This is a genomic window from Desulfovibrio sp. SGI.169 (assembly GCF_050313595.1).
Taxonomy (GTDB): Bacteria; Desulfobacterota; Desulfovibrionia; order Desulfovibrionales; family Desulfovibrionaceae; genus Desulfovibrio.
Genome location: NZ_JBNPLS010000026.1, coordinates 22,037 through 34,371, shown reverse-complemented (window position 1 = coordinate 34,371; position 12,335 = coordinate 22,037). Strand labels below are relative to the sequence as shown.

The window sequence follows — 12,335 nt, the reverse complement described above, 5'->3', positions numbered from 1 at the left end:
AAACCAAATATTGTCATTATGGAAGTGAATCTCTCCCCGCAAGATGTCAGGGTAACCATATGAATGATGCCCAAAAATATCTCCAATTAGGTGTACAGTCCCATGTTATGAGAGTATGGAAATACCTCATTGCCTAAAGGAGAAACTATGGGACAAATACTACACGTTGCGCCCGCACGACTCAGGCAGTCCGTCGGGCAATCCAAAATAGTCAAGAGAGCATAATGGCTTTGGCCTCCAAATATGCCATCAACCCCAAGACCGTGGCCAAATGGAAGAAGCGAAAGACGGTTCAGGACGCTCCCATGGGGCCGAAAAATTCCGCTTCCACGGTTTTGAGCAAAGCCGAAGAAGCTATGATTGTGGCCTTTCGTAAACATACGCTGTTACCTCTTGATGACTGTCTGTACGCTTTGCAGGCATCTATCCCCAAGCTGACCCGCTCATCATTACACCGTTGCCTGCAACGCCATGGCATCAGTCGTCTACCGGATAACGAAGGTAACAAACGGGGAAAGAAAAAATTCAAATCCTATCCCATTGGCTTTTTCCATATCGACATTGCGGAGGTCAGGACTGAGGAAGGCAAGCTCCATCTTTTTGCCGCAATTGATCGCACATCAAAATTCGTGATGACAAAATTGACGCCCAGGGCGACCATGGCCGAGGCGCAAGCCTTTCTCGAAGAACTCATAGCGGCTGTACCTTATACCATTCTTACGGATAACGGCATTCAATTTGCGGACACCACCAAAAATCGTACCGGGCCTACTGCCATGTTTCGGGGGCATCCCTTTGACCGGGTATGTCGCCGACAAGGTATAGAACATCGCTTGACCAAGCCGAATCATCCGTGGACGAATGGCCAGGTGGAACGGATGAACAGGGCATTGAAAGAGGCCACGGTCAATCGTTATTTTTATCAGACCCACGCCCACCTTGAGGAACACCTGAGCACATTTGTGAATGCCTACAATTTTGCCAAGCGACTCAAGACATTACAAGGACTGACCCCCTACGAATTTATTGTGCGGGCATGGACTGAAAAGCCCGAGCTGTTTCATGCCGATCCAACCCGCCTCATGGCGGGACTGTACACCTAACCGATTTGAGGAGCCACCTCCATTTCCAAATGTGCGAAACTTTCCTTACACTACCCTATCGCAAAGGCTCCCACAGTGTTTTTTCAATTCACCTGCACTTGGTTTGGATAACCAAGTACCGGAAAAAGATTCTGTCAGGCGACATCGCCCAGAGGGGCAGGTCGCTGCTACGCGGTATCTATGAGAAATATCAGGTGGAAATACTCAAAAGGCATATGGTTCCCGACCATATCCATCGTTTCGTTTCAATTCCTCCAAACCTTGCTGCTGTGAGCGGGCTGATGCGGCAACTGGAAGGTCGAACCTCCAGGCCATGATAAACGAATTTCCCTTCTTGCGTCGCCAGTATTGGGTACGCCATATGTGGGCGCGCGGCTATTTCTGTTGTGCAGCATCGGCAATGTGACTGATGAGGTTATCAAGCAATACAGCGCACAACAGGAAGATGATGATATTTTCAGAATTGAGGGAGAATGACTTTAGCCTGCTTCAGCAGGGGCTATACCGGCTTTAGCCGGAATGCGACTTTAATGGGTTTCACATACGATCGAACGAAGAGAGTTCATATCCAGGATTATGTTTTTTGTTTAATTGAACTCCAGTGGCGACATATATTCATCATTTTTTATGATTTTCCATGCTAGCCGCTAATTTGCCTGCGATCCAGTTTCTACATTTAAGTACAAGCACAAAGAAAAGTGGCGTATAATAAATTCCCAGAGCCGTTGCGGTTATCATGCCGGCAATTACTGCTGTGCCCAGCGCATTCTGGGCGCCTGAACCTGCGCCATTGGCAATCGCGAGAGGAATTACACCGAGGATAAAGCAAAGCGATGTCATGACTATAGGACGCAAACGCAGTTTGCTTGCCTCTATAGTGGCGGATATGACATTTTCCCCTCTATCATGAAGTTGCTTGGCAAATTCGACGATGAGGATCGAATTTTTTGCTGACAGGCCCACGATTGTCAGCAAGGCAAGCTGAAAATAGATGTCATTGTTCATTCCACGTAGGAAAACGCCGCCGAGCGCACCTATAATGCCAGCAGGCACAGTGAGCAGCACAGCCAGAGGTATTGCCCAGCTTTCATAAAGCGCGGCCAGACTCAAAAACACGACAAGCATGGATATCGCATACAGAAATGGAGCCTGGCTCCCCGCCTGAAGTTCCTGATAGGACAGACCTGTCCACGCGCTGTCAAAACCCGCGGGCAATGTGGCCGCCACAGCATCCATTGCCACTATTGCATCTCCGGAACTCTTGCCAGGCGCTGCTTCACCTTCGATTTTTACTGAAGGAACCCCCTGATAGCGCGTCAGCTTTGGGGAGGCTTTCGTGGAAACGACAGAGAGAAAACTGGAAAAAGACACCATGTTGCCCTGAGTATTGCGAATATGGTAACGGGCAAAATCACTGCTTTTGCTTCTGAATGACGGTTCGGCCTGAATATAAACTTTCTTTGTGCGGCCCTTGTCCGAAAAATCGTTCACATATTCGCCACCCCAATATGCGTTGATAGCGGAATTTATGGCGTCTTTGTCCAGACCGAGGGCGCCGGCCTTGTCAATATCAATTCTGAGATCATATTGTTCATCGTCTTCAAGGCCGCTGTAGCGCGCGTAAGCGACTTCAGGTCTTTTTGCCGCTTTTTCCAGCAGCTCGTTTTTTGCGGCAAGAAGCGCATCGTGGCCATTGCCGCCGCGATCCATCAGCTCCATATTGAAACCGGCGGAGTTTCCCAGCTCCATTATCGCTGGCGGGGACATGATAAAAATTTCGGCTTCCGGCATGTTGGCAAAGGCATGATTGGCTCGATCCATGATCGCAAAGACACTTTGATTTTTGTTGCGTTGGCTCCAGTCCTTAAGCTGCGGGAAAAGCATGGCTGACCCCTGGCCGTTGCCGCTGAAACCCCACCCCATGACAGTGAATACATTGTCAACGGCATCTTTTTCGTTTTCCCGGAAATATGTGTCAAGCTGCCGGATAATCTTTTCTGTGCGTTCAAAGGTCGCACCGGGAGGCAACTGAATATCCACAAAAAGAATACCTTGATCTTCCTCTGGCAAAAAAGCGGATGGCAAACGCACATACAGAATGCAGATGGCGACAATGCCTGTGGCGAACAATAACAGAAATACTGCCGGTCTTTGCAGGACATGCCGCACGCTTATGCCGTAAAAACGAATCGTATTTTCCATTAACCTGTTGAATTTGCCGAAAAAACCTCCATCACCTTTGTTATGATGCGGCCTGAGCAGGGTAGCGCATAGTGTGGGAGTGAAAATAACGGCAACAATGACCGAAAGTATCATGGCGCTGACAATTGTTATGGAGAACTGCCTGTAGATAATGCCTGTTGATCCGCTCATGAAAGCCATGGGCACAAACACGGCGGAAATAACGACAGCCACGCCGATGAGCGCCCCAGTGATCTGGCGCATGGAGACAAGTGTGGCGTCTTTTGGCGAAAGGCCCTCCTGGCGCATCAGGCGTTCCACATTTTCCACAACAACAATTGCGTCATCCACAAGCAACCCAATGGCAAGAACAATTCCGAACATCGTCAGTGTGTTGATGGAAAAACCGGCAATTGCCAGGATTGCAAAAACACCGAGCAACACAACCGGAATGGCCAGAGTGGGGATAATCATGGCACGCACGTTCTGCATGAAGCAGAACATGACCACAATGACCAAAACAATGGCTTCCATGAGTGTGCGCGCGACCGCATCAATTGATTGTTCCACAATTGGCGCCCTGTCGTCAGCATATGCGTAAGCAATGCCTGGCGGGAAAAAACGCGCCAGCGATGCCAGTTCCTTCTTTACGGCTTTTGTCGTTTCAATGACATTCGCGCCTGTTGCCAGCTTTATCCCTATGCCAACGCCTTCGTGTCCGTTGTACCAGGATGAGCCAAGAAAATTTTCCTGATTCAGCTCGATTCTTGACACATCCTTCAAAGACAGAATGGAACCATCGGGCTCAATCCGCAGCCGGATAGCGGCAAATTGCTCCACCGTTTCCAGCCGGGAAGTCGCATTGACCGTGAATGTCATTTCCTGTCCGGCAGGAGAAGGCGCTGCTCCAACCTGGCCCCCGGCAATCTGGGCATTTTGCGAACGCAAGGCGGCGGAAATATCGGCAGGATTAAGGCGATATTTCAGCATTTTTTCCGGATCGAGCCAGATACGCATGGCATTCTGACCGCCATAGAGTGTCGTTGAACCAACTCCCTGCACTCGGGCCAGCGTATCCAGCACATTGCTCGCCACATAGTCGCTTATATCTGTGGAACTCACAGTGTCGTCAGCCGCATAGATGGCGATGGTCATGAAGGAATTTTCCACAGCTTTTGTAACCTGCAACCCTTGCCGCTGGACCTCCTCCGGCAATTGGGGAAGCGCCTGTTGCACTTTATTCTGAACCTGCACCTGGGCAATATCTCCATCCGTACCGGCGGCAAAGGTGAAATACATTTCAATATTGCCGAGCGAATCGCTGGATGAGCGCATGTAAAGCAGATTGTCCAGCCCTTTCATTTGCTGTTCAATTATCTGGGTAACGCTTTGATCCACAATTTTTGCCGATGCGCCAGGATATTGGCCATAAATGGAAATCTGAGGCAATGCGACATCGGGATAATGGGAGACAGGAAGATTCGGAATGCATAAAAGACCGCAAACCATGATCGCAATGGCAATCACCCATGCGAAAACCGGGCGTCCTATAAAAAATTTTGCCATTGCTTACTCCGCGTCCGGCAGCAGATTTTCCATTTTTCCACCCATGACCTTTTCACCAGTTTTTATCCGCCGCTGGCCATCAACAACGACACATTCCCCATGCGTGATTCCGTCTTTTATAATCCAGAAATTATTCCAGGCCCGATCTATTTTTACCTGACGATATTCGGCTATAAAAATGCCCGTTGTTTCAGAGGAATTGAGGATGTAGACGTAATGCGTGCCTCCAATTCCGGGGAGTACGCTTTTTTGCGGCAGAAGCAGCGCCGGTTCGCTGATACCGTAGTTCACGAGCGCCGTGACGTAATTCCCCGGCAGCAAAAGCCTGTCCGGATTTTCGAATATGGAACGCACTGTGATGCTGCCTGTATCCTGTCCCACCGAAATATCGGCAAACAGCAATGTGCCCGCCACAGGCTTCCCGGTTTTAAGATTGAGATATGGCGAGCCAGTTTCAAGCTCAAGGCTGACAGTCGTTTTGGAAAAATCTCCTGATGGAATTTTTTCTTTAAGGCGCAAGACATCGCCGCTTGGCTGCGTCATGTCCACATAAACCTGATTAATTTGCTGGATTACAGCTAACGGTTTTTCCTGTTTATCGGTAACCAGCGATCCCGGAGAGACTGCGGAAATGCCGATTTTGCCGCCAGCATGAGCCTTTATTTTTGTATGGGCCAGGTTGATTCGGGCGCGTTCCAGTTCGGCTTTCGCCCTGGCGACCTGAGCTGTGGCCTGTCTGTGCCCGGAGATTGTATTGTCCAAATCCTGCTGGCTAACCGCCCTGGCCTTTGAGAGATTGCGCTGTCGTTCTTCCTGCTTGGCCAGCATTGTTTTTTTGGCTTCAGCTTCGTCCAGAGCCGCTTTGGCGACATCATAATCGGCCTGATAGAGGGACGCATCAATCTGGTAAAGAATTTGCCCCATAGCGACGTCTGAACCCTCCTCAAAAAGGCGTTCCAGGATGATGCCATCCACCTGAGGCCGCACTTCTGAATATGAAACCGCCGCAATACGCCCGGGAGTCTGGCTGTCACTGGCAAATCATAAGTTCGCGCAACGATATAGCCGACAGATTGCAGAGAAGTATCGCCTTCAGCGGAAGTTTCACAACCAGACAGGACAAACGCTAAAAATACGGACAACAAGGCAGATTTCATGACAAAATCTCCTGAATTTACGCTAAGATAGCAAAATCTCTTGAACCCTGGCCAATTTTGTGCAAGTATAAGGTATAATGTCAGATTATAGTCAAGAGAAAATGCAAATGCACAGAAAAAATTTATCCACAGGCGAATTTTCCAGACTTTGCAAAACCACCAAGGCAACTCTTTTCCATTATGAAAAGCTGGGGCTGCTTAAGCCCAAAAATGTTTTGGGGAATGGTTACCGCCGTTACGGCATAGAACAGTTTTTTGATTTCGACACAATTGCAATTCTCAAGGAAACCGGCAGTTCCCTTGAGGAAATCATGCAGATGCGCGACAACCTTGATGAAGAAAAGCTGCTGAAATTGCTGGAAGAAAAAAAACATACCCTCCGCAAGGAGAGGAAGCGTCTTGAAAGCAGGGAAACAATGCTTGGGAACATCCTGGACGATCTTCGGGAGGCCCGCAACCTGGCGCTTGATCGGTTCATGGTACAGGAAATGGATGAGGAGTTCCTGAAGATTAGCCCCGTCAGTGGCGATAATCAGGAGAATCTGGCCGAGTCCGCCCTCAGCTATGCGGCATATATAAACAGTGACGATGACAACACGGCGCTCCGTGCCCCTTTCGGCATTATCCTTGAAGAATCGGTTCTTTCTGGAGCTCCATACCGCGAATTGTTCTACTTCAGCCGGTCAGGCCCGAGCACCATGGAAAAGCTATGCAAACCGTCTGGAAAATATCTGGTAGTCGCTCATAGGGGTAGCTTTATTTCACATCTGAACTGCCTTAAAAATATAGGAAAATGGTGTTCAGAACACAAGTATAATGTTTGCGGAAGAATTTACGCATATGACCTGGCTAATTTTTTGCGTCCTGTGGCAATAGAAGATTATCTTATCAAATATATTATTCCAGTTACAGCGATTCTGGAATGATACAGTTATCATACATATCCGTACTTTCTTCTCCTGAGTATTTTTCAGACGTCTGCTGAATTTATTTGTCGTAGTTCAGACTTGATCTGACAGTTTTCTCCGTTTTGAGGTTTTTGCCTGTCTGCTTAGGCTCAGAACTCATTAAATATAAAAGGTGACAATGGCAGCGATGCAAATGGCGGAAAAGAAGGTGTGGGCGCGGCGGTCATACCGCGTGGCAATTCTACGCCAATCCTTGAGCCTGCCAAACATGATTTCTATTTTGCGCCGCTGTTTATAAAGCTCTTTGTCATAGGCCACCGGAGTTTTCCGACTGTGTCTGCCCGGAATACACGGCGTGATCCCTTTACTGGACAAGGCATTACGAAACCAGTCGGCATCATAGCCTCTATCCGCAAGAAGTTCCCTGGCCTGTGGCAGAGAAGCGAGCAAGGCGGCGGCTCCCTTGTAATCGCTCACCTGACCGCCGGTCAGATGGAACGCTACTGGTTGACCGGAGGCATTGCAAACAGCATGGAGTTTTGAATTCAGGCCGCCTTTTGTGCGTCCGATGCATCGGGAAAAGCCCCTTTTTTCAGCGGACTCGCTGCTGTTCTGTGGGCCTTGAGATGGGTTGAGTCAATCATCAAGCGTGTTGTAGAGCCATTTTTCTCAACAAGTTCCGCAAAAATCTTGTTAAAGACGCCCAATCGGCTCCAGCGGATAAAGCGATTGTAGAGAGTTTTGTATGGCCCATACTCACGCGGGGCATCTTTCCATTGCGGGCCGTGCTTGATGACATGGATAATCCCGCTGACGATACGTCTGTCATCAACCCTTGGACCGCCATGGGAGCGAGGAAAGTAGCGTTTGATACGGGCGATTTGTTCATGGGAAAGATAAAAAAGTTCTTTCATTGTGACCTCCTTATGCCAATGATAAGAACTTTTTCCCTTTTTTGACAATTAATGAGTCCTGAATCCAAACAAGGCTCTGCCGCCACATCGGAGCAGCCGCAAGCGAATTGCGGCTGCTCCGATGGAGGCGTGAAGCCCGCGGGTCAGAACATGGGATTCTGGCTGGGGATATTTTCAAATGCAAATGCTCTATTGTTCAGAAGCGCTTCTGGGGGTTCCGCCGTGTCGCGAAAAACTTACTGATCCACCCGCACATCCAGTGTATTGCCGTCCTTGGCAAGCACCAGCCGGGTAGCGCGCGGTTTTTCCTTGAGGTCGATGACCACGCGGGTCTTGTCGCTCATTTTTCCGACGCGCACGTTACTCACCAAGGGGTTGGCGGGCACGCCCGGAGCCTTGATCTGCCACTGGCCCTCCAGATCAATCACCACGCGTTCGGGATTGTTCAGATTCATACTCTTGTAACGAAGAGGCGCGTTACCCGTCAGGCGTACCGTGGCCCCCTTGTCCCGCGCGAAGACCACAAAACGGCTGATGCCGCGCTCGCGCGGGGCGGCGCTCTTTTCCGTTTTGGGTTTTTCAGCTTTGGGTTTTTCAGCTTTGGCTTTTTCAGCCTTGGGCTTTTCAGGCTGGGCTGGATGTTCGTCCTTTTTAGCCTCGACGCGGGAGGGAGTCGCACTTTCCGGCCTGAAGGACGGCGCGGGTCGCTCCGCAGCCGGGGACGGCGCGGGCATGGCCGGTTCATCCCGCCCGACAGCCTGCGACGCGGGCTCGGCAAACGAGGGGGGGGGAGTTTGAACCCGCTCCGGGGCCTGCCCCGCAGAAGACAGGGATACTTCGGCCTCGTCACGAGGCAAGGGCGGCAGGTTGAGTTCTTCGCGGACCGCTTCCGGCGGCGTGGTGAAGCCTTTGCGGTCGCCGTCTGCCAGAGGCGGCAGTTCCGCGCCGTTGACCGGCGCTGCCGGTTGGCTGATTTCCGCCGAGGGCGTCGGGACTGGTTCGGCTTTACGGCCCAGGCGTTCGTTGAGCATGATCAGCGCCATGCCTAGGATGCAGACCGCCAGAAGAAGACTGAGAATTACTTTGTTCATGCCGTGTGGCTCCTGTCAAAAGGCAAGTTGCTCGCTCCGACTCAGCGCCTCTGCCGGGGACGGTTTGTTCCGAGCCGGAGCTGTTTTTCTTTTCTGATGTGGGCCAACATTCTGGGATAGATGGCTTCGCGGGCGTCCAGGCGCATGGCAGTGCGGATGTGCTCGGCGGCTTCATCATACGCGCCCAAGGCGCAAAGAATGCGGGCCAGGTTGAAATGGGCGTGATCGTCCTCCGGGGCCAGATCCAGAGCGCGCCTGCCGAAAAGCAGGGCCAGATCCGGCATGGCGGTTTTGCGCAGCTTCGCGCCAAAATCGCGGAACATATGCTTGTGGACGGGCGAAATGTTTTCAGTAGCGGTCGCCATCTGTTCCAGCGCGGCGATGGCGGCCTGCCGCTCGCGCGGGCGCTTCAGACGCAGCAGCGCCTTGCGGAAATTTTCGCGCAGCGTGACTTCTGTTTGTTTGGCCCGCCGCGCGTTTTCCAGACGACGCAGCAGAATGTCGTCCACTTTCGGAATTCTTGACGCGGGCGCGGCTGGAGCGGGCGCAGCCGAAAACCCCGCCAGGGCGCGGACATCCAGCATGGTCATGGGCATGGCCAGAATGGCGGACTCGGCCCGGAAATATGCGGCAAAGCGGGCGGCGCTGACGCGCCGCGCCTTCTCCCTGGGCTGAAAGGCGCTGTCCAGCCGCTGAACCGCATAATCCCCTTCCGCCAGTTCCCAGACGAAAAAGAACATCTTGCGGGGGCCGTCCGCCTTGGTCAAGGGCTGAGAGTATACGCCAAGATATTTTGGAGGACGCATGGGCGAAATGTACATCATTTGCGCCGAATGGCAAGATTTACGGGGGGCCCTTTACGCGACGGGGGCTTTGGGCTAGCATGGGGAATGCATGAAATGGCCATCGCACAAAGCCTTCTGGCTATGGCAGAGGAAGAAATAGCCCGCCAGAACTGCACCCGCCTGGAAATGGCGCGCGTGGAGTGCGGCGCGCTGTCGGGCGTGGCTCCCGAATCGCTGCAGTTCAGCTTTGAATCCCTGATCAGGGGCACGCCCCACGAAGGGGCCAGGCTGGAGCTGATTCGCCTGCCCCTGCGCCTGCGCTGCCCGTTTTGCGGCAAAGTGTTCGGCGGCGAGGGGCAGGATGCCCTCGCGCAGCCCTGCCCCGGCTGCGGCGAGCAGTTCGGGCATGTGGTGGAACAGGGCAAGGAATTGATTTTGAGCCGCCTGGAAGCGCGTTGACTGGAGCCTTGCGCTTTGAAAGTATCCGCCCGACAGCGAGCTTGACCGCCGCCGCGAAAAACAAGCGTTGCGCGACAGCGCAGCAAACGCCATGCGGGTGTGCTGCTTCAATCTACCTCAGCGACCTGAATCGCGAACACGACGCCGTTGTCGCGCAAACTGGCGGGGATGGCTCACCCGCGTTGATCTTGGCGCAATCCACCAGACTATAGCGCACTCCGGGAATGATTTTGACCGCGAATCCGGCCATGCGGCGCGGGCACGGCGCGCCGGACTGGCCGGAGCCGGGCTGCATGCCGCTGGTCAGGTGATTGAGCAGGCTCGCGGCCCCGGCGGTTACGTCCGCGTCCGGCACGGCCACGCCGCCGGAAACCACCTGCACATCGCCGGATATGACCGCGCTGCCGGGCGAGCCGTCCCTGGCCGTATTGACCAGGGCGCCGCGCAGATAAACTATGGGCGCTTCAATGGTTGCGCCGGATGAACATCTGATGCTGGCGCATCCCGCAATGTGGCTGGGATGCGGTTGCCAGACAGCGTCTCCATTATGACAAATCAAAAGGGCCTTTATAACATGCTTATCGCCATGAGTTTTTTGAATTTCCCGTCTGGCGGGAGGTTTTTTCATACTAAAACGGGCCCGCCGGCAATCATCGGCGGGCCCGTGGCGTTCAGACTGGCGTGAAAGGTTTTTTCAGAGTTTTCTGCTCAACAGTTCGTTGACCAGAGCGGGATTGGCCTTGCCCCTGGTGGCGCGCATGACCTGGCCCACAAAGAAACTGATCAGCTTGGTCTTGCCGCTCCTGTAAGCCTCCACTTCCGCCGGGTTGGCGGCAATCGCCGCATCCACGGCGGCTTCCAGAGCCGAAGTGTCGGAAATCTGCCCCAGGCCCTTTTCTGTCACATAGGCTTCAGGCATGGCCCCGTTGCTGAACAGGTCACTGAAAATATCGTTGGCGATTTTGGCGCTGATCAGCCCCTGATCCACAATACGCGCCAGTTCCGCCAGGGCGTCGGGCTTCATGGCCCACTGGGAAGGATCACCCGTAGCGAGGCCGCGCGCATTGCATTCGCGCAACAGCGGGCCCAGCATATAGTTGGCCACCTTGCGGGGATCGGCCTTTTGCGCGGCAGCCTCAAAAAAGTCGGCCAACGCGCGGCTTTGCACCAGCACTTCCACTTCCGCTTCGGGCAGGCCGGTCATCTCCATGAAGCGGCGGGCGCGGGGCCTGGGCAATTCCGGCAGTTCGGCCCGCCAGCGTTCCAGTTCGTCCGCGCCAATTTCCACCGGCAGCAGATCCGGATCCGGAAAGTAGCGGTAATCGTGCGCCTCTTCCTTGCTGCGCATGGAGGCCGTGCTGTTCTTCACCGCGTCATAGAGGCGCGTTTCCTGCACCACCGCGTCGCCGTCATCCAGCGCATCCTGCTGGCGGGCGATCTCAAATTCAATGGCCCGCTGGACATTGCGGAACGAATTGAGATTCTTGAGTTCGGTGCGCGTGCCGAAAGTCGTCGCGCCCACGGGGCGAAGGGAGACATTGGCGTCACAGCGGAAGCTGCCTTCCTCCATATTGCCGTCACAGACGCCCAGATAGGTCACAATGCCGTACAAGGCCCTGAGATACGCCACAGCCTCGGAAGCGGAGCGCATGTCCGGTTCGGAAACGATCTCCACCAAGGGCGTGCCGGCGCGGTTCAGATCCACAAAGCTGACGTTTTCGCCCTGGGCGTGAATATTCTTTCCCGCATCGTTTTCCATGTGGATGCGGGTGATGCCGATACGCTTGCTTACGCCGTCCGCCTCGATATCCAGATGCCCGCGCTCGCAGATGGGCAGATCAAACTGAGAAATCTGATAGCCGGAGGGCAGGTCAGGATAAAAATAATTTTTGCGGGCAAAAATGGAACGGCGGTTGATGGCGCAATTGGTCGCCAGGCCCACCAGGGCGGCGTAATGCACAGCCTGACGGTTGGGCGCGGGCAACGCGCCAGGCATGCCCGCGCAGACTTCGCAGACATTGGTGTTCGGCGGCTGGCCGAACCTGGTGGAACAGGAACAGAACAGCTTGGAGGCCGTTGCCAGTTGCACATGCACTTCCAGGCCGATGACGGCTTCATAAGCGGCCATGATCTCACTCCACTCCCTGTGGCGGCGCAAGCCGCCCTGTTTT

The 12,335-nt window shown here is 53.4% G+C and carries 9 protein-coding genes and 2 pseudogenes; 4 read left to right on the top strand and 7 right to left on the bottom strand.

Annotation, left to right across the window (positions count from 1 at the left end; translation table 11 throughout):
• Window positions 1-147 precede the first annotated feature (147 nt).
• Together ACQRA4_RS11325 and tnpA are read left to right on the top strand one after the other, a co-directional pair.
• A pseudogene (locus ACQRA4_RS11325) lies at window positions 148-1,103 on the top strand (IS481 family transposase).
• A gap of 29 nt (window positions 1,104-1,132) precedes the next feature.
• A complete protein-coding gene (gene tnpA, locus ACQRA4_RS11320) occupies window positions 1,133-1,420 on the top strand; it encodes an IS200/IS605 family transposase (RefSeq protein ID WP_427823186.1) in 288 nt (95 codons plus the stop codon).
• A gap of 301 nt (window positions 1,421-1,721) precedes the next feature.
• On the opposite strand, the gene ACQRA4_RS11315 is transcribed toward tnpA, so the two are convergent.
• The gene (locus ACQRA4_RS11315) at window positions 1,722-4,850 is read right to left on the bottom strand and encodes an efflux RND transporter permease subunit (protein ID WP_427823185.1); all 3,129 of its coding nucleotides are present in this window, start codon (window positions 4,848-4,850) and stop codon (window positions 1,722-1,724) included.
• 3 nt (window positions 4,851-4,853) lie between these two features.
• Window positions 4,854-5,873, bottom strand: a pseudogene (locus ACQRA4_RS11310) (efflux RND transporter periplasmic adaptor subunit); the annotation flags it as partial.
• 211 nt (window positions 5,874-6,084) lie between these two features.
• Between ACQRA4_RS11310 and ACQRA4_RS11305 the strand changes: the two are divergent.
• Complete coding sequence (locus ACQRA4_RS11305; RefSeq protein ID WP_427823184.1) at window positions 6,085-6,933, top strand: MerR family transcriptional regulator; 849 nt, start codon at window positions 6,085-6,087, stop codon at window positions 6,931-6,933.
• Window positions 6,934-7,074: 141 nt separating this feature from the next.
• Here the strand turns inward: ACQRA4_RS11305 and ACQRA4_RS11300 are convergent.
• The 3 genes from ACQRA4_RS11300 to ACQRA4_RS11290 all read right to left on the bottom strand — a co-directional run bounded on the left by ACQRA4_RS11300 (window position 7,075) and on the right by ACQRA4_RS11290 (window position 9,726).
• Window positions 7,075-7,829 (bottom strand): IS5 family transposase gene (locus tag ACQRA4_RS11300; RefSeq protein ID WP_427823183.1). Its coding sequence is split into 2 segments (ribosomal slippage): window positions 7,075-7,496 and window positions 7,496-7,829, totalling 756 coding nucleotides; the frame shifts between segments, so codons are not numbered across the junction.
• Window positions 7,830-8,065: 236 nt separating this feature from the next.
• Window positions 8,066-8,920: an AMIN domain-containing protein gene (locus ACQRA4_RS11295; protein WP_427823182.1), complete on the bottom strand. Its 855-nt coding sequence runs from the start codon at window positions 8,918-8,920 to the stop codon at window positions 8,066-8,068.
• 41 nt (window positions 8,921-8,961) lie between these two features.
• Complete coding sequence (locus ACQRA4_RS11290; RefSeq protein WP_427823181.1) at window positions 8,962-9,726, bottom strand: tetratricopeptide repeat protein; 765 nt, start codon at window positions 9,724-9,726, stop codon at window positions 8,962-8,964.
• A 93-nt stretch (window positions 9,727-9,819) separates the two neighbouring features.
• Here ACQRA4_RS11290 and ACQRA4_RS11285 point away from each other — a divergent pair, with 93 nt between their 5' ends.
• The gene (locus tag ACQRA4_RS11285; protein WP_427823180.1) at window positions 9,820-10,164 is read left to right on the top strand and encodes a hydrogenase maturation nickel metallochaperone HypA; all 345 of its coding nucleotides are present in this window, start codon (window positions 9,820-9,822) and stop codon (window positions 10,162-10,164) included.
• 112 nt (window positions 10,165-10,276) lie between these two features.
• Here ACQRA4_RS11285 and ACQRA4_RS11280 read toward each other — a convergent pair whose 3' ends face one another.
• Complete coding sequence (locus tag ACQRA4_RS11280; RefSeq protein WP_427823179.1) at window positions 10,277-10,723, bottom strand: hypothetical protein; 447 nt, start codon at window positions 10,721-10,723, stop codon at window positions 10,277-10,279.
• A gap of 135 nt (window positions 10,724-10,858) precedes the next feature.
• On the bottom strand, window positions 10,859-12,292 hold the full coding sequence (gene gatB / locus ACQRA4_RS11275; protein ID WP_427823178.1) for an Asp-tRNA(Asn)/Glu-tRNA(Gln) amidotransferase subunit GatB: 1,434 nt from the start codon (window positions 12,290-12,292) through the stop codon (window positions 10,859-10,861).
• Window positions 12,293-12,335 lie beyond the last annotated feature (43 nt).

Bases quoted from the DNA above. Each gene is read 5' to 3' on its own strand.
- tnpA (WP_427823186.1), top strand. From the start codon at position 1,133: ATGTGCGAAACTTTCCTTACACTACCCTATCGCAAAGGCTCCCACAGT.
- ACQRA4_RS11315 (WP_427823185.1), bottom strand. From the start codon at position 4,850: ATGGCAAAATTTTTTATAGGACGCCCGGTTTTCGCATGGGTGATTGCC.
- ACQRA4_RS11305 (WP_427823184.1), top strand. From the start codon at position 6,085: ATGTCAGATTATAGTCAAGAGAAAATGCAAATGCACAGAAAAAATTTA.
- ACQRA4_RS11295 (WP_427823182.1), bottom strand. From the start codon at position 8,920: ATGAACAAAGTAATTCTCAGTCTTCTTCTGGCGGTCTGCATCCTAGGC.
- ACQRA4_RS11290 (WP_427823181.1), bottom strand. From the start codon at position 9,726: ATGCGTCCTCCAAAATATCTTGGCGTATACTCTCAGCCCTTGACCAAG.
- ACQRA4_RS11285 (WP_427823180.1), top strand. From the start codon at position 9,820: ATGGCCATCGCACAAAGCCTTCTGGCTATGGCAGAGGAAGAAATAGCC.
- gatB (WP_427823178.1), bottom strand. From the start codon at position 12,292: ATGGCCGCTTATGAAGCCGTCATCGGCCTGGAAGTGCATGTGCAACTG.